Raw genomic sequence first — 24,684 nt, forward strand, 5'->3', positions numbered from 1 at the left:
ATGCGCCTGGATCGGGCGGTGGACGCGTACCTGCGGCACGTCACGGTCGAGCGCGGGCTGTCGGCGCACACCGTCGCCGCCTACCGTCGGGACCTCGCCGGCTATGCCGAGTGGCTGACGGCGCGGGGCATCGACGACACCGCGGCGATCACGACGGAGCTGGTGACCGGGTTCATCGCCGATCGATCCGGCGCGCGGCCGCTGCCGGCGGCATCCTCTCTGGCACGCCTGCAGTCCTCGGTGCGCGGGCTGCACCGCTTCCTGGTGCGGGAGGGGCTGGACGAGGCCGATCCGACCGGACGGATGCGGCCGCCCAAGCTGCCGCAGCGTCTGCCGAAGGCGCTGACGATCGACCAGGTCGAACGGCTTCTGGCCGCGCCCGACCCGACCGAGCCGCTGGGGCTGCGCGACCGGGCGCTGCTCGAGCTGCTCTACGCGACCGGCGCGCGGGTCTCGGAGGTCGTGCAGCTGGATGTCGACGACCTCGCGCACGGAGACGTGCTGCGCGTGCGCGGCAAGGGGTCGAAGGAGCGCATCGTGCCGATCGGCGATTATGCCCGCGACGCCGTCGACGCCTACCTGACCCGGGTGCGGCCCACGCTGTCGGCCCGGGGCAGGGCGACGCCGCGGCTGTTCCTGGGCGCGCGCGGGGCTCCGCTGTCGCGGCAGAGCGTGTGGCTGGTGATCCAGGCGGCCGCCGAGCGCGCCCAGCTGAGCGCGCACGTGTCGCCGCACACGCTGCGGCACTCGTTCGCGACGCACCTGCTGCAGGGCGGCGCCGACGTGCGCGTGGTGCAGGAGCTTCTCGGCCACGCCTCGGTGGCCACCACCCAGATCTACACGCACGTGAGCGTGGATGCGCTGCGGGACGTGTACGCGACATCGCATCCGCGGGCGCGGTAGAGACGGGGATGCTGCCCCCGCGGGCTCCGGCTCACTCCGGCGGGGAGACGAGCACGTAGCCGCACGGCGGATGCGATCAGTATCCGATCGCGACGACGCCGTCCAGCCGCAGCTGTTCGTATTGCAGCCGGCGCGCCTCGGCGCTGTTGGCCCACAGGTTCGCGACCCGTCCATCGGTGATGGCCGCGGCACTCACGCCGGCCGTGCCCCAGTTCACGAGTTGGTACTCGGGCACTCTCGACCCGGTGCCCGCCGTGTGCGTGGTGACGGCGCCGGCCGGAGGGATCGTCAGCGTGGTGCCGTCGGGCAGCCGCATCGACGAACCGGCGAAGTCGCAGTCCGGTTCTCCCGCGGTGGGGGTGGGTTCAGAAGGGTGGGGGGTCGGCGGGGGTGAAGTGGACTGTCGGGGTGGGGTGGTCGTGGTAGATGCGGCCGGTGGGGCTGGTCCATTCCAGGATTCCGCGGGGTAGTTGTCGGACGGTCCACCGGGTGTGGTGTTTGAGGACGTGGTGTCGGCGGCAGAGGTGTTCGAGGTTGTCGTGCGCGGTGGTTCCGCCGAGGGCGTGGTCGTGGGTGTGGTCCAGGTCGCACCGGTGGACGGGTTGTCGGCAGCCGGGGAAGCGGCAGTGCTGGTCGCGGGCGTCCAGGAGTCGGGCCAGGGCGGGGTGGGGTCGGTACCGGTCGGCGCTGATGGGGATGCCGGTGTGCGGGTCGGTGAAGATCCGGGTCCAGCTGGTGGTGGCGGCGGCGAGGATGCGGGCGGTGTGGGTGTCGATCGGCCCGTACCCGGTCAGGATCGCGGGGGCTGGGTTGCTGGTGTCGTCGGGGGAGTCGGGGTGGAGCAGGGTGGCGGGGATGGTGACCTGGAGCTGCGCGGTGATGCCGGCGAACGCGTCGGCGGGGCCGTGGCCGGTGGGTGCCGCTGTCAGGAGCAGGTCGGTGAGCACGTCCGCGCGCAGCTGGTCCAGGGTGCGATCATCGCCCACGGGGAGCCCGTCCTCGTGTTCGGGGGTGGTCGTCGCGTCCGGGTCGGGGCCGGTGGCGGCCTGTTGCACGGTGCGGGCCATCTGGGTGGCGCGGTCGAAGATCGCGTGGATCAGGGTCGCCGGTCCGTCCAGCAGCAGCCGGGACATGTCATCGTCCAGATCGATCACCCGGGTGGTGCGCGACTGCCGGGCTTGCTTGTGCCGGGTGCTGATCGAGTCCGGGTGGACCCGGTCCGCGACCGTCCGGCACACCGGGCGCAACCGGCCCGGGGTCAGTTCCGCCGCCCGTGGAAGCACGGTCTGCTCGTAGACGGTACGGGTCTGGGCATCGGGCAGGGTGGCGCCGACCTCCACGATCACCCGCACCCGGGACTGGTCCAGCAGTCCGTCCGCCCAGGCGGTGTGCGTGGCCGGGAACCGGGTCACCAGCACGGCCGCCTCCCCGAGCCGGGCCTGCACGGTCCGATCGCTCATCCGCAGCGCGGCACCGATCTCGGCCGAGACCTCCCGCCAGGGCAGCTCCCGGTCATCATCGACCCCGCGGGCCGCGGCACACGTGGCCACGACATCCACCGTCGAAGACAGCAGCGACGCCTCGAACGCCTGCAACCGCGCGATCGCCCGCCGCGTCTCCACCAGCCCCGTGACCAGCGCGTCGATCCCCGGCAGATCCAGGTCCTCCGCGCTCAGCTCGTCCATACCTCCATCATGCCCACCACCACCGACACTCTCGAAGAAAAATACGCGGTTCCGGGTGACGATGGCAATTCTCTCATCTCCGGATTCTGAGATCTCTCGCGTCCCGTCGCGAGCACCGTCACAGAGACATTCGCGAGCACGCGGCTCGCCACGGAACGACCGCTCGGCGAGGCGCGGGCGAGCATGCCGCGCGGCCGGTCCGCGACATCCCCGGCCGGCGCCCCGTGCCGCGGCCGCGAGATCGCTAGAATCGACCGGACAGCATGGACGAGAGCAGGAGACCGGTGGCGGGCAGCGCGACGAAGAAGACGACCAAGGCGAAGGGTCTCAACGACGTCCCCATGGGCCCGACCGGCCGTCCGTACCACGGCTTCCCCACCCCTGCGCCGCTGAAGGGCCACGGCCCCGGACGCATCATCGCCCTGTGCAATCAGAAGGGCGGCGTCGGCAAGACGACGACCACGATCAACCTCGCCGCCGCGCTGGCCAGCTACGGCCGCCGCGTGCTCGCCGTCGACTTCGACCCGCAGGGCGCGCTGTCGGCCGGTCTCGGGATCGCGACGCACGAGATCCCCACGATCTACGACCTGCTGCTGGACTCCAAGCGCGACCCGCACGAGGTCATCGTGCACACCTCCGTCGAGAACCTGGACGTCATCCCCGCCAACATCGACCTGTCGGCCGCCGAGGTGCACCTGGTCAACGAGGTCGCCCGCGAGCAGATCCTCTCTCGTGCACTGCGCGGCGTCGCCGGCGAGTACGACGTCATCCTGATCGACTGCCAGCCGTCGCTCGGACTGCTGACCGTCAACGCGCTCACCGCCAGCCACGGCGTGCTCGTCCCGCTGGAATGCGAGTTCTTCGCGCTGCGCGGCGTCGCGCTGCTGATCGAGACGATCGACAAGGTCCGGGACCGGCTCAATCCCGCCATCACCCTGGACGGCGTGCTCGCCACCATGTACGACCCGCGCACGCTGCACTCGCGCGAGGTGCTGGAGCGCGTGGTCGAGGCGTTCGGCGACGACGTGCTCGAGACCGTCATCGGTCGCACGGTGAAGTTCCCGGACGCATCGGTGTCGGGGATGCCGATCACCGAGTTCGCGCCGGAGCATGCGGCCGCACAGGCCTACCTGCGGCTCGCGCGGGAGCTGGTCGCCCGTGGCGCCGTGGCCTGACGACGAAGCGCGCTCGTCTGAGGAGGATGTCGCAGACGACGGCCCTTCGTCTCGGTCGCTGCGCTCCCTCGCTCAGGGACCTGACGGGGCGGACGGCCCTTCGTCTCGGTCGCTGCGCTCCCTCGCTCAGGGACCTGACGGAGAGCCGGAGGGCGAGGCCCAGGATGCCGGATTCCGCGTCTCGCTGGGAGTGTTCGACGGACCGTTCGACCTGCTCCTGACGCTTCTGGGCAAGCACGAGCTGGACATCACCGAAGTCTCGCTCTCGCGCGTCACGGGCGAATTCATCGCCTACCTGCGCGAGCTGCAGTCCGACGACCAGCTGGACGAGGCATCCGAGTTCCTGGTCGTGGCCGCGACCCTGCTCGACATGAAGGTCGCCGGCCTGCTGCCGCAGGGCGAGCTGGTCGACGCCGAGTCGGTCGCGCTGCTCGAGGCGCGCGACCTGCTGTTCGCCCGCCTGCTGCAGTACCGGGCGTTCAAAGAGGTCTCGGTGTGGTTCGCCCGCTGCCTGCAGCGTGAGGACCACCGGCAGGCGCGGGCCGTGCGGCTGGACGAGAAGTACCGGCGCGCCGCCCCGGAGCTGGTCTGGACGCTGTCGGCCGACGACTTCGCCGCGATCGCAATGCTGGCCTTCGCGCCCAAGGAGATCCCCGTCGTCGGGCTGGACCACCTGCATGCGCCGCTGGTGAGCATCCGCGAGCAGGCCGCCGTGGTGGTGACGCTGCTGCGCTCCTCCGGAACGCTGTCGTTCCGCGAGCTCGTCTCGGGCGTCACCCAGACCGGCATCGTGGTGGCACGGTTCCTGTCCGTCCTGGAGCTGTACCGTCATTCCGCCATCTCGTTCGAGCAGCTCGAGCCGCTCGGCGAGCTGACCCTGCGGTGGACCGCCGAGCGCTGGTCCGAAGAGAATCTCGCGTCCCTGGGAGCCGACTATGACCGATGAGCCGACCGCGACCGCCGGGCCGAACGTCGCCCGCCAACTCGAGGCGATCCTGATGATCGTCGAGGAGCCGCAGAGCCTGGTGGCGCTGGCCACCGCCGTCGGTGCGCCGGTGCCGGCCGTGCGGCAGGCGATCGAAGGACTCGTCGCCGACTACGACGGCGAGACCGGCGGGCCGCGTCGCGGGTTCGAGCTGCGCGAGGTCGGCGGCGGCTGGCGGCTCTACGTGCGCGAGGACTACGACGACCTGGTCGCCGAGTTCGTCAACACCCAGGCGCCGTCGCGCCTGTCGCAGGCGGCGCTGGAGACCCTCGCGGTGATCGCCTACAAGCAGCCCGTCTCGCGCGGGCAGGTCGCCGCGATCCGTGCGGTGAACGTCGACTCGGTGGTGCGGACGCTGCTGGCGCGGGGCCTGGTCACCGAGGTCGGCAACGACGCCGAGACCGGCGCGATCCTCTACGGCACCACCGACGCGCTGCTGGTGAACCTCGGCATCAACTCGATCGACGAGCTGCCGCACATCTCGCCGCTGCTGGATGACGTCGACACCGTCGGCAGCGTCGTGGACGAAGGGATCGGACGATGACGGATGCCGAGGGCGTGCGGCTGCAGAAGGTGCTGGCCGCCGCGGGGGTCGCATCGCGGCGGGTCGCCGAGGACATGATCGTGGCCGGACGGGTGCGGGTCAACGGCGCCGTGGTCGACCAACTCGGCTCGCGGATCTTCCCCGAGACCGACCTGGTCGACGTGGACGGCGTGGCCGTGCAGCTGGACGCGACCAAGCGCTACGTGATGCTGAACAAGCCCACCGGCGTGGTCAGCTCGATGCGTGACGACCGCGGCCGCCGCGACCTGCGCGGGTTCACCGATGCCTGGCCGGAGCGGCTGTTCAACGTCGGGCGATTGGATGCCGAGACCAGCGGCCTGCTCGTGCTCACGAACGACGGCGAGCTCGCGCACGTCCTGGCCCATCCCTCGTTCGGGGTGACGAAGGTGTACATCGCGAAGGTCTCCGGACGCGTCTCGCCGCAGACGATCGGGCGGCTCACGCGCGGCGTCGAACTGGAGGACGGACCGATCGCCGCCGACCGCGCGCGACTGCTGGACACCTCGCAGGACACGAGCCTGGTCGAGCTGACCCTGCACTCGGGGCGCAACCGCATCGTGCGCCGGATGATGGCCGAGGTGGGGCATCCCGTCGACGAGCTCGTCCGGCGTCGATTCGGGCCGCTCCACCTGGGAAGTCTCCCGGCGGGGGAGGCCCGTGAGTTGACTACAGTGGAGCGTGGCGCGCTGCTGACTCTGTCGCGCCGCGCGCCGGGGGAGACGACACCGCCGGGAGCCGATCAGGAGACCCCGTGAGCCAGAACACGACCGTGCCCGCACGCGCGGCCGCGCGCACCTCGGGGACGGTCCGGGTCGTGGGCACAGGCCTGCTCGGCGCCAGCATCGGCCACGCCCTGACCGCACTGGGTGTGGACGTCGCCCTGTTCGACACCTCGCCGGCGCAGCTGCGGCTGGCGATCGACTACGGCGCCGGCCGTGCGCCCCGCGACGACGACGCCCCGCGACTGGTCGTGGTGGCGGTGCCGCCGGATGTCACGGCCGACGTGATCGCGCATGAGCTGGCCGCCTACCCGGACGCAGTGGTGACGGATGTCGCCAGCGTCAAGCTCGAGCCGCTGCGCGCGCTGCAGGACCGGGGCATCGACCTCACGCACTACATCGGCTCGCACCCGCTGGCCGGGCGCGAGCGCGGCGGCGCCGTCTCAGCGCGCGCCGACATCTTCATCGGTCGCCCCTGGGTGGTCTGCCGCGACGACGAGACCAGCCCCGCCGACCTCGCGGTCATCGAGGGGCTGGCACTGGACCTCGGCGCGATGCCGCTGGAGATGGACCCGGCCGAGCACGACCGCTCGGTGGCCCTCGTCTCGCACGTGCCCCAGCTGGTCGCGAGCCTCCTCGCCGGCCGCTTCGTGACCGCACCCGAGGGCTCGCTGCGACTCGCCGGCCAGGGGGTGCGCGACACCACGCGGATCGCGGCATCCGCCCCCGAGCTGTGGGTGCAGATCCTCGGATCCAACGCGGCACCGGTGGTGGACGTGCTCGACCAGCTGGCATCCGACCTGACCGGGGTCGCCGACGCGCTGCGCCAGCCCGACGCACCCGGCGCACGCCGCACGGTCGCCGATGCCATCCGCCGTGGCAACGAAGGCGTCGAGCGCCTGCCGGGCAAGCACGGGCAGAACCGCCGGTTCGCGCAGGTGGTCGTCATGGTCGACGACACCCCGGGCCAGCTGGGCCGGCTGTTCGGCGAGCTCGGCGAGCTGGATGTGAACGTCGAAGACCTGCGCCTGGAGCACTCGCCCGGCGCCCAGTTCGGCCTGGCCGAGATCAGCATCGACCCGGGCGCCGTGCGCCGTGCGGTCGACGGCCTGGTCTCGCGCGGCTGGCGGATGGCGAGCACCCCGAATGACTGACGTGACCATCATCGCCATCGACGGACCGGCCGGTTCCGGCAAATCGAGCGTGTCCAAGCAGACCGCCCGCGCGCTCGGCTACGGCTACCTCGACACCGGCGCGGCCTACCGGGCCCTGGCCTGGCACGTGCTCGACCGGGGTGCCGACACCGCCGACGCCGATGCCGTGCTGGCCGCGGCATCCGACTTCCCGTACGCGATCTCGCTGGATCCCGACGAGTACTGGGTGCGGGTGGGCCAGGTCGACGTGACCGACGCGATCCGCGAGCCGCGGGTCTCGGCAGCGGTCAGCGGCGTGGCCCGCGTGCCCGCGGTGCGCGTGCAGGCAGGCGAGCTGTTCCGGGCGCTGGCGGCGGCATCCGACCGCCCGGGCGTCATCATCGAGGGGCGCGACATCACCACGGTGGTCGCCCCGGACGCCCCGGTGCGGATCCTGCTGACCGCCGCGCCCGAGGTGCGCGCCGCGCGGCGCAGCGCCGAACTGACCGATCAGGACGCCGCGGCCGTCGCGGCGGCCCTGCACAAGCGCGACGCATCCGACGCCCAGGTGGTGGACTTCCTGTCCGCCGCGCCGGGCGTCGAGGTGGTCGATTCGACCGACCTGGATCTCGCGCAGACCGTCGACGCCGTCCTCGGCGTCGTGCATCAGAAGCTGGAGGCCCGTGATGGGCACTGAAGACGAATACGAACCCGGTCCGGACCATCTGGCCGAGCGGCTCGCCGACATCGACGAGGAACTCGCCGATCAGCGGGCCGAGGCCCTGCGCACCTCGCTCGGAGACTACGAGCTCGAGGACGAGGATGCTGCGCTGCTGGCCGGCGTCGGACTCGGCGAGGACGGGGTCGAGTACCTGCCTGCCCTTCCGGTCGTCGCGATCGTGGGACGGCCGAACGTCGGCAAGTCCGCCCTGGTCAACCGCATCCTCGGGCGCCGCGAGGCCGTCGTCGAGGACACCCCGGGCGTCACCCGCGACCGGGTGACGTACAAGGCGGAGTGGCTCGACCGGCGCTTCACCATCGTCGACACCGGCGGGTGGGAGCCCGACGCGCGCGGCATCGACCGCTCGGTCGCGGCGCAGGCCGAGATCGCCATCGACCTGTGCGACGTCGTGCTGTTCGTCGTGGACGCGAAGGTGGGCGCCACCTCGACCGACGAGCACGTCGTGCGGATGCTGCGCCGGGCCGGCAAGCCGGTGTTCCTGGTCGCCAACAAGATCGACGACGCGCGGCAGGAGCCCGAGGCCGCCGCCCTGTGGGGCCTCGGCCTCGGTGAGCCGCTGGCCGTGTCCGCCATCCACGGACGCGGCGTCGCGGACCTGCTGGATGCCGTCATGAAGGTGCTGCCGGATGTCTCGGCCGTCGCCAAGCAGGAGATCGGCGGCCCGCGCCGGGTCGCCATCCTGGGGCGCCCGAACGTCGGCAAGTCGTCGCTGCTGAACAAGGCCGCCGGCGAAGAGCGGGTCGTGGTCAACGAGCTGGCCGGCACCACCCGCGACCCGGTGGACGAGATCGTGGACCTCGGCGGGCGACTGTGGCGGTTCGTCGACACCGCCGGCATCCGCCGTCGCGTGCACCTGCAGCAGGGCGCGGACTTCTACGCCTCGCTGCGCACCTCGGCCGCGCTCGAGAAGGCCGAGGTCGCGGTGGTCGTGCTGGACGTGTCGCAGTCGATCAGCGAGCAGGACGTGCGGATCATCGACATGGTGCTCGAGTCGGGCCGCGCCCTCGTGCTCGCGTTCAACAAGTGGGACGTGCTGAACACCCCCGAATTCGAGGACCAGGAGCGCCGCCGCTACCTCGAGCGCGAGATCGAGCAGGACCTGGCCCACGTCTCGTGGGCGCCGCGGGTGAACATCTCCGCGCGGACCGGCCGGCACCTCGACAAGCTGGTGCCGGCGCTGGAGACCGCGCTGGACAGCTGGGACACCCGCATCCCCACCGGCAAGTTCAACGCGTTCCTGGCCGAGCTGGTGGCCGAGCACCCGCACCCGCTGCGCGGCGGCAAGCAGCCGCGCATCCTGTTCGGCACGCAGGCCGGCACGCGCCCGCCGACGTTCGTGCTGTTCACGACCGGATTCCTCGACCCCGGATACCGCCGGTTCATCCAGCGGCGGCTGCGCGAGCTGTACGGCTTCGAGGGCTCGCCGATCGTGGTCAACATGCGGGTGCGCGAGCGTCGCCAGCGCTGACGGCGATAGGTCCCCGAGGGCCCTTCGTCTCGTCGATGCGCTCCGGTCCCTGAGCGAGCGCAGCGAGACGAAGGGCCGGAGGCGGCTTCCCTCTGTGACGTGGTCGGCCCCGGCATCCGCCCACTGTGACAGTCTGGGAGGGTGACGATCCAGTATCCGCGACCGGGCGAATTCCGTCGCCCGCGCGGACCGCGGGATCCGGGGGATGCCTGGGTGATCGCGGACTCGGGGGAGCGGTACTGGGGGCGCTACGGCGCCGCCGGGCTGCTGGCCTACGATCCCGCGCGGGGCGTGCTGTTGCAGCACCGGGTGGAGTGGAGTCACCACGGCGACACCTGGGCGCTGCCCGGCGGTGCGCGACACCAGGGTGAATCGGCGCAGGACGGCGCCGTGCGCGAGGCGCAGGAAGAGGCCGGGGTGCCCGACGGCGCGGTGCGCGCTCGGGTCGAAAGCGTGCTCGATCTGGATGTCTGGACCTACACGACCCTGATCGGCGATGTCATCGCCCCATTCGAGCCGGTCATCAGCGATCCGGAGAGCCGGGCCCTGGAGTGGGTGCCGGTCGCCGAGGTCACGGGGCGCCCGCTGCATCCGGGCTTCGCGGATTCGTGGGCGCGCCTGCGCGGCCTGCTCGACGTGCATCCGGCGATCGTGGTGGATGCCGCGAACGTCGTCGGCTCGGTGCCCGACGGCTGGTGGCGCGATCGTGCCGGGGCCGCCGGCCGGCTGATCGCGGACGTCGCCGGCCTCGTGCGCGGCGGGGTGGACGCCGACGCGCTGGGCCTGGCCGAGCATCGCTGGTTCCCGGAGGTGTCGGTCGTGATCGAAGGACAGGCCAAGGCCGCGGCCGACCATGCGGACGTGCGCGTGGTGCGGGCCGAGGCATCCGGCGACGACGCGATCGTCGCGGAGGCGCAGCGCCGGGTGGATGCCGGTGCCACGGTCACCGTCGTCACGAGCGACCGTGAGCTGCGCGACCGATGCACGGCGCTGGGTGCCGAGGTGCACGGCCCGAAGTGGCTGCGCGCTCTGCTGCCCGCGTGACAGCTCCCTGAGCGCCCTTCGTCTCGCTGCGCTCGCTCAGGGCCCCGGTTCAGTGCCCGCGGAAGCGATCGATCTCGCGGCGCTCGCGCTTGGTCGGCCGCCCGGCGCCGCGGTCGCGCTGGGCCACCACCGGCATCGGATCGCGGGCCGGGGTGCGATCGTCCACCGCGGTGGCGGCCAGCGCCGCGCCCACGCGCTTGGCGATCGGCTGGCGCACGACCAGGATCCGGTCGAAGCCGGCGACGCGCACGCGCAGCTCGTCACCGGGCCGCACCGGCTGCGCGGCCTTCGCCTTCTCTCCGTTCACCCGCACATGCCCCGCTCGGCATGCCGTCGTGGCCGCCGACCGGGTCTTGTACACGCGCACCGCCCAGAGCCAGGCATCCACTCGTGCAGAATCGCTCACCCTGCGATCCTCGCACGCGGCTCACGGCGCAGGGCCGCCAGGGCGCCGGCGGCGATGAGCCCTTGCCCGGCCGTGTAGGTGAGCATGACCACCGGACTCGTCCAGCCCGGCATCGCGTCCGGCAGGAACAGCCGGAAGGCCAGGAGCGTGTCGCTGGCCAGGAACAGCAGGGCGCCGATCGCCACCGTCGGCGGGCAGCGCAGCGCGAACGCGGCCGTCGCCCCGAGCAGTATCCCGTAGATCGCGACGGCCGGGAGCAGCGCTCCGGTCTGTCCGGCCAGCAGCACCAGCATCCCGACCCACCACGCGACGAACACGACGACCCACCAGCCGAAGCGGCGCCGCCGCAGGTGGCGGGCGAACAGCACGATGTAGGCGAGGTGCGCGAGGGCGAAGAACAGCAGCATCATCGGCAGCGTGGGCAGGAACGGCAGGAACGCGCCCACACCGTCGCCGAGCCAGGAGAACCCGATGGCCGTCAGCAGAAGGACGACCGGTGCGCTCGCGCGCACCCCGGCCGCCCCCGCGAGGACGGCGAATGCCAGCAGCGGCATGAGCAGCAGCTTGGTGGGCGCGGCGATGGCGTCGCCGTCCAGCGCGAGCGCGACCACGTGGACCGCCGCGACGACGATGTACGGGAGGAAGGCCCAGCGGGCGACACGGGTGCCCGGCCGGCGCCGGTCGGCATTCACCTCGACGGACATGGCCCTCCTTCGGGTCGTGAACACATCGTATGCTCGCACTGTGACACCTGCCCGCGGCTCGCTCGGCCTGCTCCGGATGTCGTCGCGCGACAGCGGCGAATCGCATCGCGTGGCGTCCTCGCTCGAGCTGCTGTTCGACCTGGTGTTCGTGATCGCGGTGTCCCAGGCATCCGAGAATCTGCACGAACTGCTGCGCGAGGGCAGCGTGGGGCAGGGTGTGCTCGCCTACCTGATGGTGTTCTTCGCGGTGTGGTGGGCGTGGATGAACTTCACCTGGTTCGCGTCCGCGTTCGACACCGACGACTGGGCGTATCGCGTCCTGACCATCGTGCAGATGGGCGGCGTGCTGGTGCTGGCCGCCGGCGTGCACGATGCCATGACCGCGTTCGACTTCACGTTGGTCACCTGGGGGTACGTCATCATGCGGCTCGCGATGGTGGCGCAGTGGCTGCGGGCGGCGGCGTCGGATGCCGCGGTGCGGCGCACCGCCCTGACCTACGCGGTGGGCGTGGTGATCGTGCAGGTGCTGTGGGTCGCCCGGCTGGCCGTTCCGGGTACGACCGCGCAGTTCGTCTCGTTCTTCGTGCTCGTCGCGCTCGAGATCGCGGTGCCGGTGGTCGCCGAGCGACGCGGACGGCGCACCGCGTGGCATCCGCATCACGTCGCGGAGCGGTATGGATGCTTCACCCTGATCCTGCTCGGAGAGAGTCTGCTGGCCTCGGCCACCGGGGTGTTCGCCGCGCGCGGGAGCGCGCACGTGGGGGAGCTGGTGGGCCTGGCCGCGGCCGGACTGGCCATCACTGCCGGCATGTGGTGGGTGTACTTCGTGCGCGAGCAGGGGGCGCGGCTCGCCCGCGCCGGCACGGGCTTCGGGTTCGGATACACGCACTACGTGATCTTCGCGGCGGCGGGTGCCGTCTCGGCGGGGATCGGGGCGTGCGTGGACGTCGCCGCCGGCCAGGGTGAGCTCGCGCCGCAGGCGGCGGTGCTGGCGCTGACGCTGCCGGTCGGCGTGTTCCTGCTGGCGGTGTGGGTCGTCATGCTCCGCCCGCTGATCTCGACCGCCGCGTCGGCGGTGATGGTGATCGCCGCGCTCGCGATCGTGGCGAGCGCGCTGATCCCGGCAACGGCCGTCGCTGTCACGGTCGTGCTGCTGGCGCTGGTCGTGGTCGTGCTCGAGGTGGACCGGGCACGTCATCCGGACTGACTCCGCTCGAGCCGATGCCGCCCGTCAGGCGGGCTGGGCGAGGTCGAGCTCGACGATGGTCCGGTGCGGCTTCGGGCGTGCGACTTCGCGGAACCCGGCGGCCAGGAACACCGACAGGATGCCGATGTAGAGGTCGTTGACCGGCGTCTTGCCGACGGTCGTGTCGGTCGGATACGCCTCGAGCACACGGGCGCCGTTCGCGCGGGCGTGGGCGATGGCGGCGTCGAGCAGCTTCGCGTTCAGCCCCTGCCCGCGGTACTCCTTGCGCACGACGAAGCAGGTGACGGCCCAGACATCCGGGTCGTCCCAGGCGTGGGGGGTGGCGGCGAAGGCGCGGGTGTGCGCCAGGCGGGGCTGGCGCACACGGGGTCCCACACGCACCCAGCCGGCGGCCTCGCCGTCGACGTACGCGATGAGGGCAGGGGTCGGGGCGCTCGCCAGTTCGTCGTGCAGCATCTGCTCGCGTTGCGGGCGGGTGGTGACATCCCAGTCTTTGCCGCGCATGAGCCACCACTGGCACTGGCAGCTGGCACCGTCGCCGCCACCGCTGAGCGCGTGCTCGGCGTCTTCGAACCGGCTCTGCGTCGCGGGTTCAATCGTGATCGTGGACATGCACGCGACGCTAGTTGACGCATCCGACATCATCAACGGGGCGGTTCGCCGCCGTGATCGCGAGCGGGTAGGATGAGGGAGTTGTCCGCTTCGGCGGGCATCGGGATGTGGCGCAGCTTGGTAGCGCACCTGACTGGGGGTCAGGGGGTCGCAGGTTCAAATCCTGTCATCCCGACGGAAGAGCCCAGGTAAGAGGAAACTTTTACCAGGGCTTCGTCGGATCTGGACGTGGTCACTGGCTGGTCCCCTCGCTCGGTCTGCTCACTCCGGCCGTCGCGGAAGTGGACCAAGGGGACTGCTGCACGGATAGCCCTGCGCTGGGGTCACCCAGCGATGATCCTCGCGATCCCGTACCTTCTCGCCGTCTACTGGTGCGTGACGACCATTGAGGCCGGCGGACCCAGATGGCTCAACCTCGTGGTGCTGATGTGCGCGTGGAACTCAGTCAAGCTGACCCTCAATGGACCGATCACCGTGGTCCTGCTCATCCGCGCCCATATCCGGGACACCGTCGCCCGGCGCCGTGCTCACGCAATCACATCTGAGCCGCTGGGTATCAACGCTTCGCGCGTCATAGCTTCGAAATACGTACACGCACGTCGTTGGGTTCCAGCGTCACGAGACGCAAGATCACGATGCGACTCCTGCGCACCGTCTGTCATCATGACGACATGGATCTTGACGTGGTGCGCGCGCTGCCGATGGCCGACCAGATGACCTACCTGCGCGGACGGATTCTTGAAGCGGCGTTGAGCATGGAGGCGGTCGCGCGTTACCTCCATGTGAGGCTGAGCGGCGGCTCAGATCTGGAAGAGGCCCTTCACACACCCCAACAGTTCCAAGTGCTCATCGCCGAATGTGCTGAGCACGCTGCGCGATGCGCGCGATTCAGCGACCGGACGCGGTCGCTCGCGATGGATGCGATCCACCAGGCGGCCGGGCTTTACGAACGACGCAATCGCTTTGTACACGACGCACTCCGACTCAGTCTCGTATCAGAGCAACGTTGGGAGCGATCCAAGCTATGGCGCCCCAAGCGCGAGGTCGGCGAGCCGCTGCCAGACCCCGAACCGGTGTCCGCCGACGAAATGGTCGACTTGGTCTTCGACCTCATCCGAACGACGTGGAGGCTCCGTGGTGCGCTCTGGTGCTTGATCGGTTCGTCGCAGGAGGCCTCGCCGTATCTCACCCATCCGTTCGAACCACAATGGGACGGCTCGTTCAGTCCTGTGCGCGATGCTTCGGCCGAACCAACGCGCTCGGGGGGCCAGTGACGGACGGCCCTTCTTTTCAGGGAGGGGCGCGTCTCCGGATTCGCGTACGCGTATTGACGCCAGGCAGCGTCCTTCTTAACGGGCCGAGAGTAGTCCGGCGCCGCGGCGGCATGCGCGTCGTCATCTCGATCCTGCAGCTCTATGCGTGTCGGCGGCGCTCGAAGACTGGACAGTAGCGCCGGGCACGCGTTGTCCACAGATGTCGATGCGTTAGCCAGGATAGTCACAGATTCGATATTGAAGGGCAGGGTTGCTATGCCGGAGTGGGTCAACGACTGGGTGCCGGTACTTCAGGTTCTCTTGAACGCCGGGGCGTTGGTGGGCGGTGCGGTCATCTGGAAGCTCTATGTCGAGAATCTGAAGGCAGCCAGCGCAGTCAAAGACGCGACCATTGTCAATGTAGAGAAGAGTCGCGATCTCTGGAAAGAGAAGGCTGAAGATCTCGAGAAGCGTTCTCCGGAGGTCATGGAGAAGGTGCTCGCCGAGCGTATCCAGATTCGCGAAGGAGAGATCGCTCGCTTGGCGGCGGATTCCCAAACGCACCAAGCCGAGATCGCGCAGCTCCAGCGTCAGAAGGGCGAGCTGGAGACCGACATGGTTCGTGCGCGCGGGTTCCGCCTGATGCTCTCGATGGAGGACGCCGCGGACGAGGAGTACGAGCGTGAGCATCCGGCGTCGGAGCTTCCCCAATTGGCGCCCGAGATGGAGGCGATGCTGTCTCCTAAGCAGAAGGAGGTCGACGTTGAACTCGTGTATCTCGGAGAGGTTGGGGTAGACAGCGGGCAGTTGATGATCACAGACCCGAGTTACATCGACAGTGAGTGGCTCGACGAACCCTTCAACATGCACGGTCCCGCTGAGTCGTCCGCGATGGTGAAGGAACGAGAGGTTCTGATGTCGTACTCATACGACGGAGCGAGCCACGCGTCGCTGCGCGGGGGAGGACAGTTAGCGTTCAGAATGGGGCACGCTGGTGCGGGTGTCTCATTCCCCACTGCCTGGGGCGACGGGGTCTATCCGGTGTACGCAGAGCAGCACAACGGCCACACAGTCCGGGTCTTCATCAACGTTGGGTGAGCTCTGCGAGGATGATGGCGTGGCTTACTGGGACTGGCTGTGGGTTTGGACGCGCGATCCGGTCGTATGGGACTGGGTGCGAACCACTGGCGCCGCGCTGCTTGGTGCGCTCATCGGTGGTCTGTTTACACTCTGGGGTCAGCGCCAATCTGCAGCCCAGCAGATCGCCCGAGAGAGCGAGGCAAGCGTCCGTCAACGACATGACGCTCTGCGAGACCAGTCGATCGCAGATGCCAAGCTCTTGTTCGCGGAGTTCACAGCGCTGCATCGCGACATCCAGGTCAGTGAGCTGGAGCTGGGCAACTACATCGACGGACACACTTGGCTGCCCTCGTGGAACAAGCTCTGGACTAAGGCGCGCAGCCTGGACATGGACGTGAGGGCGCGCCTATTGACCGACGAGCTGATTCGCGATCAAGTGCAGCGGCTGGTTGGGTACCTCGACCGCGCGCCAAACTACTCAGACGGAGGCTATGCGGACTTCAGCTCTCCGCTGGAAACCAATCTTCACTACATGGTGGGACAGCTTTCGGCTGAGGGCGTGGAACTTCTAGGTGCGTATCTCCGTGGCGACGCCCACTCGACTCTGCGACAGCAGATGTGGGATGACCTTGAGCGAGCCGATGAAGCGCATGCGGAGTACGAGGCATACATAGTCGCCCGGATGGAGGCACAGGCCGACGGGTATGAAGAGGAATTCCTGCGCGACAACAAACGCCCGACGGACTAACCGCCGAACTGTCGCAGGGGAGCGGCCGGCACGCTGGCAGCCGAGATGTGTGCCGAGAACGCGGGTTCCTGCAGCAGTCCCATTTGTGTTGTCGTGTGAATCGGCGCGCTACGATCGCGCCGTCGCCGCGCTGAGCCTCACTACTCTCACTGCCAAAGAGTCTTGGATTCGCGCGGAGTCTCAGAGCTCTGCGATGCCGAAGAAATTGCCGTCCGGATCCTTGAACCACGCCATGTGGTCCTCGCCCATCGTCGCGATGCCGCGAGCATCGGTCTTGAGCCGTTCGCCGTCGTAGTGCTCGAAGACGACACCGGCGGCGGTGAGTTCGTCCACGGTCTTCGCAAGGTCCTCGACCTCCCACGCGGCGATCGTGCCCCCCGATGCCCCGGCATTGGCCGGAGACGGGTAGATGTGCAGCTCACGCCCAGACCCGACCGGGTAGGTGATGCCGCCGTCGCCGATCGGCCGGCCGCCCGACAACCCGAGCTTCCCCTCGTAGAACTCGCGCGCCTTCGTCATGTCGGACACCGGAATCGCCGGCTCGACCTTCGCGTTGGACAGCCCCATGTCAATCCGCCGTTCTTCCCCAGGACCACGAGCGCCGTCGACTCGGATGCCGGACGGGTCACCTCATCGGTCTTGCCGCATCCTACGCCCTGAGATGGGCCGGTGGGTCGGCAAGAGCGGCCGCCCCCACGTTCCTCCTCGTTCCCCGACGGGCGTCTCCGCGGCGTGCGGTGGCTGTACACCGCGGACGCCTCAGCCCGCGGGTGGGGTGAACAGATTGACGAGGTTGCCGTCAGGATCCCGGAAGAGTGTGGATCGGTTGCCCCACGGCATCGTGGCGGGCTCGAGCACGACGTCATCGAGCTGGTCGCGGAGACGCGCGAACTCGGCGTCGACGTCGGTCACTTCGAACTCGATCAGGATCGATCGATTGGATGCCGGACTCGCCGCGTCGCCCAGCATAGCGACCGTCGCGGGCGCGGCGATCGCGAGATTGGCACCCGGGCCGGAGAACTGTGCGAACACCGGCGCCGGCCGGATCGCCGCCGTGCCGGTGACGAGCTCGTAGAAGCTCACCAGTCGATCGACGTCGTCGGTGATGATGCGAATGGAAGCGAAGGGCATGAGGACCTCTCTGTGGTTGGGACCGGTCCAGTCTGCTCGGCCCCGCCGACATCCCACCCGCCGCTTGCCCCCTCGCCCGCTGATCGTCTCTTGAACAGCTCGCCGAATCTGGATACCTTCCGGTGAAACGCATTGCGCGGATCAAGGGAGACCGGCCAGATGAGACCACTTCGATACTCGATCAACGTCACGCTCGACGGCTGCTGCCATCACGAGGCGGGGCTTCCCCCGGACGAGGAGTCGATGCGCTACTGGGCCGCGGAGATGGAACGAGCCGATGCCCTGCTGTTCGGCCGGGTGACCTACGAGATGATGGAGTCGGCGTGGCGGCGGCCGGCCACCGGCACCTGGCCGGAGTGGATGGACGAGTGGGAGATCCCGTTCGCCGAGTCGATCGACCGGACGAAGAAGTACGTCGTCTCGAGCACGCTGGGCGCGGTCGACTGGAACGCCGAGCTGGTGCAGGGGGACCTGGGCGAGGCGGTTCAGCGGCTCAAGCAGCAGCCCGGTGAGGGACTGTGGGTGGGCGGCGTGACGCTCCCCTCGGCGCTGGCGGATCTGGGACTGATCGACGAGTACGAGTTCGTGGTGCAGCCGGTCCTCGCCGGGCACGGACCGACGCTGCTCGCCGGTCTGCGCGAGCGCATCCAGCTCGAGCTCGTGGATCGGCGCGAGTTCAGGTCGGGCGCGGTCGCCGTGCGATACCGACCCGCGCAGGCAGCGACTCAGACCGCATAGAAGGTCGTGGCGATCGAAGGAGACATATAGTGCTCGACGAGCTGCTCGACCTCGAACATCGGGGATGGGAATCCCTCTGCACCAGCACCGGCGCGGACTTCTACGGCCAGATCATGACCAGCGACGCCGTCATGGTCCTCGCCCACGGCCAGATCTTCGATCGCGAGGCGGTCATCGCCTCACTCAACGACGCGCCCCCGTGGCGCGCCTACGAGATCGCCGATGAGCGTCTCATCGCGTTCGGCGACGACCACGCGATCCTCATCTACACCGGTCGTGCCTACCGCGATGAGGATGAACCCGCGTTCATCGCGCTCATGTCGAGCGTGTACACCCGGCGTGAGGGCAGCTGGCGCCTCGCCCTCTACCAGCAGACGCCCGTGCCGGCCCAGCCGTAGCACCTGGCAGCTTCCGACATCCCGCCGAGGGTCGTCGCCGCGCCGCGTACGCTCGGATCATGCCTCCCCGTTCCCCGCTGCCGCAGCGACTGGGGCTGGATGCCGCGTGGGCGCGCACTCCGGATCGGGACCGAGATCCGGGCAGGATGCCGCAGCCGACCACGATGGGCGGGTGGCTGTGCGAGCGGTTCGGTGCGCGTGGACGTCAGCGCCCTCCTGGCGGAACTGCGGTTCGTGTACGAGAGCGGCAGCCCCGTCAGAGGCGACGACCCCTACCGGTCGAACACGTTCGTCTGGTTCCATCGGGATCTTCCCGACGAAGCGGTCGTCCCGGGTCGCATCCGGATCGTCTACCGCGACGAGCGGATCGTGGTGGTCGACAAGCCGCCGTTCCTGTCGACGATCCCGCGCGGCCAGCACGTGCGGCAGAGCGTGGTGGTGCGGATGCGCGACGAGCTGGGACTGCCCGAGCTCTCTTCGCTGCATCGGCTCGACCGGGTGACCTCGGGCCTCGTGCTGCTGGCGACCGAGAAGCGCTGGCGCGGGCCGTATCAGTCGCTGTTCGAGCGACGGGAGGTCGGCAAGGTCTACCGGGCCATGGCGGCCCACCGGCCAGACCTGGCCCTGCCGGTCACCGTGCGCAACCACCTGGTCAAGCACCGCGGCCGGATGCAGGCCGAGGTGGTGCCGGATGCCGCACCCAACGCCGAGTCTCTGGTCGAGCGGGAGAGCATCCTCGCCGACGGCGCCGTGTACCGGCTGACACCGCACACCGGGCGAACCCATCAGCTGCGGGTGCACATGCTGGGCCTCGGCATCCCGATCTTCGGCGACCCGCTCTACCCGACCGTGCAGGATATCGCGGTGCACGATTTCCGCACGCCGCTGCAGCTGCTGGCCGACGAGCTGAGCTTCGTCGATCCGGTGGACGGACGTCCGCGCCGGTTCCGCAGCACCCGGAGCCTGCCGCTGCGCAGCGAGATGGCCGAGTCCTGACCTCGGCCAGCACGGGCGGCGCCTCGGCTACCTGGCCGGCAACGACGCCGGCAGGTCGAACCGGGGGAGCAGGCCGGCCTCGAACCGGACCATCCTGGAGATCCGCTCGCCGGCCAGGCTGAGCACGATGAGTCCGGTACCCCGGCCGGTGCCCTCGGGAGTGCGGACGTACAGGCCGAACGCGGGCTGTCCGCCGTTGGCGCGGGTCGGGACGAGCTCGAACCTGCGGCCCGAGCCGAACAGGAGCGCGCAGAACTCCGCCACGAGATCCCGCCCCTCGTACTCTAGCGTCATCGGCGGCATCGACATGAACACGTCGTCCGTCAGAAGCGCCACCAGCGCATCGAGGTCGCCGGACTCGTACGCTGCGACGAACCGGGAGACCAGCGACCTCTCCTCCGCCGAGCCTGGGTGCGGAGGACGTCGGTCCCCGTCGTTCCTGGCGCGCCGAGCCAGCGTCGCGCGCGCCCGCTTCAGCGCACTGGTGACGGACTCGACCGTGGAATCCAGCATCCCCGCGACATCCTTCGCCCGGAAACCGAGCACATCGCGCAGGATCAGCACGGCGAGCTGACGCGGCGGGAGGGACTGGAGCCCCGTCACGAACGCGAGCGAGATCGACTCGCTCTGCTCATAGCGGGCCTCGGGACCCAGCGGCCCCGGCGCACCGCCGCGGTCGAGGAGGCCGTCGGGGTACGGTTCGAGCCAGACCGCCTCGCCATGCCGGGTCGGCGTCGGCGGTCGGACGCCCGGGATGTCCCACTCCTTGGCGCGCCGGCGGTTCGTCGACCGCAGGACGTTGAGGCAGCGGTTGGTGGCGATTCGGTACAGCCAGGTGCGCAGCGAGGCGCGTCCGTCGAATCCGCCCAGCCCCTTCCACGCGGCCAGCAGCGTCTCCTGCAGCGCATCCTCGGCGTCCTGCAGTGAGCCGAGCATCCGGTAGCAGTGCACCTGCAGCTCACGCACGTGCGGCGCCACCATCTCGCGGAACGCATCGTCGTCGCCCGCGCGTGCCTGCACGATCAGCTCTTCCACCACAGTCGTCATGATCGCATCTCCCATGATCGTCCGCTGTCCTCTCTGCTCCGGCACGCCCGGTCAGCTATGAGGGGCAGAGCGTCGCCGCGCTGTATGGACACCGGCGCCGACGGAAACTGGGCGGCCGAACCGTGCCCGGTTTCCGGATGCTGCGGTGTCCATATCCGGGAAGCACGACACAACACGATGGAGGAATGACATGGCCACACTGGTGATCAGTGAGAACGTCACGCTCGACGGCGTCGTCGAGGACCCGACCGGCGAGCGCGGCTTCGCCCACGGCGGCTGGTTCGAGGAGTACATGGGGGCCGACCGCGGCGCCTGGGCGGGCGTGGAGTTCGCCGAGGCGCAGGCGGCGTCGGCGCTGCTGCTCGGCCGCACGTCGGACGCGTATTTCGGGGAGCGGTGGAACGACGCGAGCGGCGAATGGCCGGAGCGGCTCAACGGCCTGCCCAAGTACGTCGTCTCGTCGACCATCACCGAGCCGGTGTGGCGCAACTCGACGGTGCTGCCGGGCGACGTGGTCGAGGAGGTGACCCGACTCAAGACGCAGGTGCCGGGCGAGATCGTCGTCTACGCCAGCCGTCGGCTCGTGCAGACGCTGATGGAGCACGGTCTGGTCGACGAGGTGCGGCTGGTCGTGTTCCCCGTGGTCCTCGGCTCGGGCGAGCGCCTGTTCGGCGGAGCCCACGGCAAGATGCCGCTGCGCCTTCTGGCCTCGCGAGGCGTCGGCCAGGGACTCGTGCACCTCACCTACGAAGTGCTCCCGGCTGCCGGCGCCGACCCGGCACGCGGCACCGCGAGATAGCGCCGCGCTCGGCCGTCCGGACCAGCGCGCATCGACCGGCGGCGACGCGGCGACCACCCGGTGTTACGGTTCAGACATGGCAGGGATCCTCGCGTGGATCGCGCAGTCCGGTGTGGTGCAGGGGATCATCATCGGCGCCACGCTCGCGTTCCTGACGGCGATCCTCACCCTGAACCTCGTGGCCAGGCGGCTGACCACCACGGACAACGGATGGAGCAGCATCCGCCGCTGCGGCCGGCTCGACAACGGCGTGCTTGCGCGGGCGGCCTGCGCGAAGGCGCTGCCGGCCGTCAACGTGTTCGAAGAGGCCGCGTACTGGAAGACGACACGGGATGCCGCGGGCCGGCCGCTCACCGGAGCGCAGAGCTACCTGCTGCACTTCCCGCCGGGGCAGCTGCCGCCCCACCGCGCCTTCTGGTCGCTGACCGTGACCGACACCGTCGGATACATGGTGGCGGATGCCGCCGGGCCGGCCGGCATCGACGATCGTGTGGAGCTCGCGCAGGGGGCGGACGGCGCGGTCGACATCGTGCTCCGCCACGATCCGCCGCCCGGTGCGCCGCAGAACTGGCTGGCCGTGCCGTCGGGACGGTTCTCGCTCATGCTCCGGGTCTATCTGCCGGGGTCCGGGATCCTCGACGGCAGCTACCGGGTGCCCCCGGTGGTCCGCGCGGCCGAACTCGCGACGGCGGTGTGAGATGAACCGCCTGATCCTCAAGTACGCGGTCCCGGTGGTGATGGTCATCCTCGTGATCTTCGCGTGGGTGGTGTACCGCCGGCTCGCCGGCGGATGGCACGACATCGTCCCGCTCGCCGTCGCGGCCGCCGTCGTCTGGGTGGCGGGGACCGTCGTTTTCATCGTCTTCTGGCCGCGGATCACCATCGGCGGCTTCAAACGGGCCATCCTGAAGCGCGGAATGGGCGACGGTCCCATCCCGGTCAACACGCTGTACGCGGCGCCGCGCACCTCGTCCGCATCGGCCGCCGGCGGCAGCCTGCTCGCGACCGGCACCGACGACGTGCTCTACGTCGCCGGCTGGCTCGATGTGACACGCGGCCCGCAGGTGCTGCACACCCCCGCCATGGCGGATCGCTACTACAGCGTGCAGTTCACCGAGCCGTCGACGAGCGCGAACTTCGCCTACGTGGGAACCCGGACGACCGGCAGCCGTGCGGGGGACTACCTGATCACCGGTCCGGGCTGGACCGGAATCGTCCCCGCCGACATGACCCGCATCTCGGCGCCGGGTCACGCGATGCTCGTGATCGGGCGCGTATTCGTCGCCGACGACGCGGACGTCCCTGCCGCGCACGCACTGGCGACACAGCTGCGGGTGACGCCGCTCGACGGTCGCGCCGCCGGATAGCGGGAGCCGCCAGGGGGAGTCGCGGGAGAGCCCTGCGCGGCCCCATGCCTGCCATGCTCCGGCTCTGGGCGCAAGGGCCTGACGGGACGGCGACGGCCGACGTACCGTGAGAAGAACGGAAGGGAGATCTCATGCCCGCATCGAAGGAAATGCCCGACACGCTCAAGCGCTCGCCGAAGCACGCCCAGGAGATCTGGTCGAAGAGCCACGACTCCGCCGTCGACGAGTACGGCGAGGGCGAGCGCGCCCACCGCACCGCGTTCGCCGCGCTCAAGCATGAGTACGAGAAGGTCGGCGATCACTGGGAGAAGAAGGACAACGCCGGCCCGAGCGACAGCAAGGCGAAGAGCAGGCGCGGCTCGTCCGGCACCTCCCATGGCGGCGTCGACGCGAACGCCTCGAAGGAGCACCTGTACGACGTGGCGAAGAAGCTCGACATCAACGGACGCAGCTCGATGTCGAAGGATCAGCTCGTCGACGCCATCGAGAAGGCGAACAAGCGCGAGACGCGCGAGGCGCGCCAGAAGTAGGCGCGGCGTGCCGCATGAGGCAGCGGGCCGCCTCATGGGGGGAGCAGCGGCAGCTGAGTGATCTCGCGCGTGGCGAGGCCGACCATCGCCGCGCTGTCGGGCGGAACCGGCGTCCACCCCTCGACGTCGAGCCCGCTGGACGACACTCTGCTGCGGGCGGATCCGTACCCGGCCGGGTGACCGAGCCGTCTGCCACACTGGCGGGATGAAGCTGCTCCTCCTCGGCGGCACCGCCTGGCTCGGCCGCACGGTCGCCGCGGCGGCGCGCGACGCGGGTCACGACGTGACCTGCGTGGCGCGCGGCTCGGACGTCCCCCCGGGCGTCGCGCTGGTGCACGCCGACCGCGACCGCGACGACGCACTCGCCTCCCTCGCCCGGACGAGGTGGGATGCCGTCATCGACGTCGCCCGGCAGCCCGGGCAGGTGCGCCGGGCGGTGCGGGCGCTCGAACCGGCGGCCGGCATCTCCGTGTTCGTGTCGACCGTCAGCGTGTACGCGTCACACGCCGAGCGCGGTGCGGATGAGAGCGCCGAGACCCTCGCGCCGCTGGATGCCGACGTGATGGACGGGCCGGAGCAGTACGGGCCTGCGAAGGTCGCCTGCGAGCACGCCGTCCTGGCCGGCTTCGGGCCCGAACGCAGCGCGATCGTGCGTCCCGGGCTGATCGGCGGGCCGGGCGACGGCAGCGGCCGCACCACGTACTGGGTGAGGCGCTTCGCCCATCCGTCGACTCCTGCGGGCACGGTGCTGGTGCCGGATGCCCCGGACCTGCCGACATCCGTCATCGACGTCCGCGACCTGGCCGACTGGCTCGTGCGGCTGGCCGCCGAGCGGACGGCCGGCACCTTCAACGCCGTCGGCGACCTGATGCCGTTCCCCGCGCACCTGCAGACCGCCCGCGATGTCGCCGGCCACACCGGCGCGCTCGCCGCCGCCTCGCCCGAGTGGCTGCGCGCGCACGACGTGAACGAGTGGGCCGGGCCGCGCTCGCTGCCGCTGTGGCTGGCCGATCGGGACGCCTACGGCATGGGCGACCGATCGAACGCCCGCGCCCGGGCGGCCGGCCTCGCGCTGCGGCCCCTGGCCGAGACGCTCGCCGACATCCTCGCAGCGACCGCCGGGCAGGACGCACACGGCCTGGAGGTGCACGGCGCCGGCCTCACCGACGACGAGGAGCGCGCGCTGCTCGCCGCGCGCGCCGCAGGCTGAATCGACCCGAGCACGGCAGACCCCGACCGCGCCGGCGGC

29 protein-coding genes and 1 tRNA gene are annotated in these 24,684 nt (G+C 70.2%); 22 read left to right on the plus strand and 8 right to left on the minus strand.

What is annotated here, in order from left to right; genetic code table 11:
- Entirely contained in the window at positions 1-903 is a 903-nt protein-coding gene (gene xerD, locus AC0L6F_RS00070; protein WP_473538723.1) for a site-specific tyrosine recombinase XerD, read from the plus strand.
- A 76-nt stretch (positions 904-979) separates the two neighbouring features.
- On the opposite strand, the gene AC0L6F_RS00075 is transcribed toward xerD, so the two are convergent.
- Entirely contained in the window at positions 980-1,219 is a 240-nt protein-coding gene (locus AC0L6F_RS00075; RefSeq protein WP_473538724.1) for a hypothetical protein, read from the minus strand.
- Positions 1,220-1,268: 49 nt separating this feature from the next.
- On the minus strand, positions 1,269-2,588 hold the full coding sequence (locus AC0L6F_RS00080) for an HNH endonuclease signature motif containing protein (RefSeq protein ID WP_473538725.1): 1,320 nt from the start codon (positions 2,586-2,588) through the stop codon (positions 1,269-1,271).
- A 341-nt stretch (positions 2,589-2,929) separates the two neighbouring features.
- Here AC0L6F_RS00080 and AC0L6F_RS00085 point away from each other — a divergent pair, with 341 nt between their 5' ends.
- The 8 genes from AC0L6F_RS00085 (at position 2,930) to AC0L6F_RS00120 (ending at position 10,419) form a co-directional block, all read left to right on the plus strand.
- The gene (locus AC0L6F_RS00085; RefSeq protein ID WP_259613375.1) at positions 2,930-3,763 is read left to right on the plus strand and encodes a ParA family protein; all 834 of its coding nucleotides are present in this window, start codon (positions 2,930-2,932) and stop codon (positions 3,761-3,763) included.
- 112 nt (positions 3,764-3,875) lie between these two features.
- Positions 3,876-4,709 (plus strand): segregation and condensation protein A, encoded by an 834-nt coding sequence (locus AC0L6F_RS00090; RefSeq protein ID WP_473539918.1) that lies wholly within the window; start codon positions 3,876-3,878, stop codon positions 4,707-4,709.
- Positions 4,699-5,292: an SMC-Scp complex subunit ScpB gene (gene scpB / locus AC0L6F_RS00095; RefSeq protein WP_274635864.1), complete on the plus strand. Its 594-nt coding sequence runs from the start codon at positions 4,699-4,701 to the stop codon at positions 5,290-5,292. The genes AC0L6F_RS00090 and scpB overlap by 11 nt, the downstream gene beginning before the upstream one ends.
- Positions 5,289-6,068 (plus strand): pseudouridine synthase, encoded by a 780-nt coding sequence (locus AC0L6F_RS00100; protein ID WP_473538728.1) that lies wholly within the window; start codon positions 5,289-5,291, stop codon positions 6,066-6,068. Before scpB ends, AC0L6F_RS00100 begins: the two co-directional genes overlap by 4 nt.
- Positions 6,065-7,186 (plus strand): prephenate dehydrogenase, encoded by a 1,122-nt coding sequence (locus AC0L6F_RS00105; RefSeq protein ID WP_274635862.1) that lies wholly within the window; start codon positions 6,065-6,067, stop codon positions 7,184-7,186. The genes AC0L6F_RS00100 and AC0L6F_RS00105 overlap by 4 nt, the downstream gene beginning before the upstream one ends.
- Positions 7,179-7,862: a (d)CMP kinase gene (gene cmk, locus AC0L6F_RS00110; protein ID WP_473538730.1), complete on the plus strand. Its 684-nt coding sequence runs from the start codon at positions 7,179-7,181 to the stop codon at positions 7,860-7,862. Before AC0L6F_RS00105 ends, cmk begins: the two co-directional genes overlap by 8 nt.
- A complete protein-coding gene (gene der, locus AC0L6F_RS00115) occupies positions 7,852-9,375 on the plus strand; it encodes a ribosome biogenesis GTPase Der (RefSeq protein ID WP_274638450.1) in 1,524 nt (507 codons plus the stop codon). Before cmk ends, der begins: the two co-directional genes overlap by 11 nt.
- 141 nt (positions 9,376-9,516) lie before the next feature.
- Entirely contained in the window at positions 9,517-10,419 is a 903-nt protein-coding gene (locus AC0L6F_RS00120; protein ID WP_274635860.1) for an NUDIX hydrolase, read from the plus strand.
- A gap of 49 nt (positions 10,420-10,468) precedes the next feature.
- On the opposite strand, the gene AC0L6F_RS00125 is transcribed toward AC0L6F_RS00120, so the two are convergent.
- Both AC0L6F_RS00125 and AC0L6F_RS00130 read right to left on the minus strand, forming a co-directional pair.
- Entirely contained in the window at positions 10,469-10,825 is a 357-nt protein-coding gene (locus tag AC0L6F_RS00125) for an RNA-binding S4 domain-containing protein (RefSeq protein WP_473538733.1), read from the minus strand.
- Positions 10,822-11,529 carry a lysoplasmalogenase family protein gene (locus AC0L6F_RS00130; protein WP_473538735.1) on the minus strand — a complete coding sequence of 236 codons (708 nt, stop codon included), beginning with the start codon at positions 11,527-11,529 and terminating at the stop codon, positions 10,822-10,824. The genes AC0L6F_RS00125 and AC0L6F_RS00130 overlap by 4 nt, the downstream gene beginning before the upstream one ends.
- A gap of 40 nt (positions 11,530-11,569) precedes the next feature.
- On the opposite strand from AC0L6F_RS00130, the gene AC0L6F_RS00135 reads away from it, so the two are divergent.
- Positions 11,570-12,736: a low temperature requirement protein A gene (locus tag AC0L6F_RS00135; protein ID WP_473538737.1), complete on the plus strand. Its 1,167-nt coding sequence runs from the start codon at positions 11,570-11,572 to the stop codon at positions 12,734-12,736.
- A gap of 24 nt (positions 12,737-12,760) precedes the next feature.
- Here the strand turns inward: AC0L6F_RS00135 and AC0L6F_RS00140 are convergent, their stop codons facing one another.
- Positions 12,761-13,348 (minus strand): GNAT family N-acetyltransferase, encoded by a 588-nt coding sequence (locus AC0L6F_RS00140; RefSeq protein ID WP_473538739.1) that lies wholly within the window; start codon positions 13,346-13,348, stop codon positions 12,761-12,763.
- Positions 13,349-13,449: 101 nt separating this feature from the next.
- Between AC0L6F_RS00140 and AC0L6F_RS00145 the strand changes: the two genes are divergently transcribed.
- The 4 genes from AC0L6F_RS00145 (at position 13,450) to AC0L6F_RS00160 (ending at position 16,429) form a co-directional block, all read left to right on the plus strand.
- Positions 13,450-13,523, plus strand: a tRNA-Pro gene (locus AC0L6F_RS00145).
- A gap of 496 nt (positions 13,524-14,019) precedes the next feature.
- Positions 14,020-14,622 carry a hypothetical protein gene (locus tag AC0L6F_RS00150; protein ID WP_473538741.1) on the plus strand — a complete coding sequence of 201 codons (603 nt, stop codon included), beginning with the start codon at positions 14,020-14,022 and terminating at the stop codon, positions 14,620-14,622.
- Between the two features lie 141 nt (positions 14,623-14,763).
- On the plus strand, positions 14,764-15,699 hold the full coding sequence (locus AC0L6F_RS00155; RefSeq protein ID WP_473538743.1) for a hypothetical protein: 936 nt from the start codon (positions 14,764-14,766) through the stop codon (positions 15,697-15,699).
- Between the two features lie 19 nt (positions 15,700-15,718).
- Positions 15,719-16,429, plus strand: coding sequence for a hypothetical protein (locus AC0L6F_RS00160; RefSeq protein WP_473538745.1), 711 nt, complete (start codon positions 15,719-15,721; stop codon positions 16,427-16,429).
- A 180-nt stretch (positions 16,430-16,609) separates the two neighbouring features.
- On the opposite strand, the gene AC0L6F_RS00165 is transcribed toward AC0L6F_RS00160, so the two are convergent.
- Complete coding sequence (locus tag AC0L6F_RS00165; RefSeq protein ID WP_473538747.1) at positions 16,610-16,996, minus strand: VOC family protein; 387 nt, start codon at positions 16,994-16,996, stop codon at positions 16,610-16,612.
- Between the two features lie 192 nt (positions 16,997-17,188).
- Positions 17,189-17,560, minus strand: coding sequence for a VOC family protein (locus tag AC0L6F_RS00170; protein ID WP_473538749.1), 372 nt, complete (start codon positions 17,558-17,560; stop codon positions 17,189-17,191).
- Between the two features lie 159 nt (positions 17,561-17,719).
- Here AC0L6F_RS00170 and AC0L6F_RS00175 point away from each other — a divergent pair, with 159 nt between their 5' ends.
- From AC0L6F_RS00175 to AC0L6F_RS00185, 3 genes are all read left to right on the plus strand, one after another.
- Positions 17,720-18,298, plus strand: coding sequence for a dihydrofolate reductase family protein (locus AC0L6F_RS00175; RefSeq protein ID WP_473538751.1), 579 nt, complete (start codon positions 17,720-17,722; stop codon positions 18,296-18,298).
- Positions 18,299-18,327: 29 nt separating this feature from the next.
- A complete protein-coding gene (locus AC0L6F_RS00180; RefSeq protein WP_473538753.1) occupies positions 18,328-18,696 on the plus strand; it encodes a nuclear transport factor 2 family protein in 369 nt (122 codons plus the stop codon).
- A 192-nt stretch (positions 18,697-18,888) separates the two neighbouring features.
- Complete coding sequence (locus AC0L6F_RS00185) at positions 18,889-19,692, plus strand: pseudouridine synthase (RefSeq protein ID WP_473538755.1); 804 nt, start codon at positions 18,889-18,891, stop codon at positions 19,690-19,692.
- Positions 19,693-19,719: 27 nt separating this feature from the next.
- On the opposite strand, the gene AC0L6F_RS00190 is transcribed toward AC0L6F_RS00185, so the two are convergent.
- Positions 19,720-20,739, minus strand: coding sequence for a sigma-70 family RNA polymerase sigma factor (locus AC0L6F_RS00190; RefSeq protein WP_473538757.1), 1,020 nt, complete (start codon positions 20,737-20,739; stop codon positions 19,720-19,722).
- A 190-nt stretch (positions 20,740-20,929) separates the two neighbouring features.
- Here AC0L6F_RS00190 and AC0L6F_RS00195 point away from each other — a divergent pair, with 190 nt between their 5' ends.
- The 5 genes from AC0L6F_RS00195 to AC0L6F_RS00215 all read left to right on the plus strand — a co-directional run bounded on the left by AC0L6F_RS00195 (position 20,930) and on the right by AC0L6F_RS00215 (position 24,645).
- Positions 20,930-21,538 (plus strand): dihydrofolate reductase family protein, encoded by a 609-nt coding sequence (locus AC0L6F_RS00195; protein ID WP_473538758.1) that lies wholly within the window; start codon positions 20,930-20,932, stop codon positions 21,536-21,538.
- A 76-nt stretch (positions 21,539-21,614) separates the two neighbouring features.
- Positions 21,615-22,235 (plus strand): DUF1214 domain-containing protein, encoded by a 621-nt coding sequence (locus tag AC0L6F_RS00200; protein ID WP_274635845.1) that lies wholly within the window; start codon positions 21,615-21,617, stop codon positions 22,233-22,235.
- Between the two features lies 1 nt (position 22,236).
- Positions 22,237-22,905 (plus strand): DUF1254 domain-containing protein, encoded by a 669-nt coding sequence (locus AC0L6F_RS00205; RefSeq protein WP_473538759.1) that lies wholly within the window; start codon positions 22,237-22,239, stop codon positions 22,903-22,905.
- Positions 22,906-23,036: 131 nt separating this feature from the next.
- Complete coding sequence (locus AC0L6F_RS00210) at positions 23,037-23,435, plus strand: ChaB family protein (RefSeq protein WP_473538760.1); 399 nt, start codon at positions 23,037-23,039, stop codon at positions 23,433-23,435.
- 205 nt (positions 23,436-23,640) lie between these two features.
- Positions 23,641-24,645, plus strand: coding sequence for an NAD-dependent epimerase/dehydratase family protein (locus AC0L6F_RS00215; protein WP_473538761.1), 1,005 nt, complete (start codon positions 23,641-23,643; stop codon positions 24,643-24,645).
- Positions 24,646-24,684: the final 39 nt, after the last annotated feature.

The organism is Microbacterium sp. G2-16M (assembly GCF_055809115.1).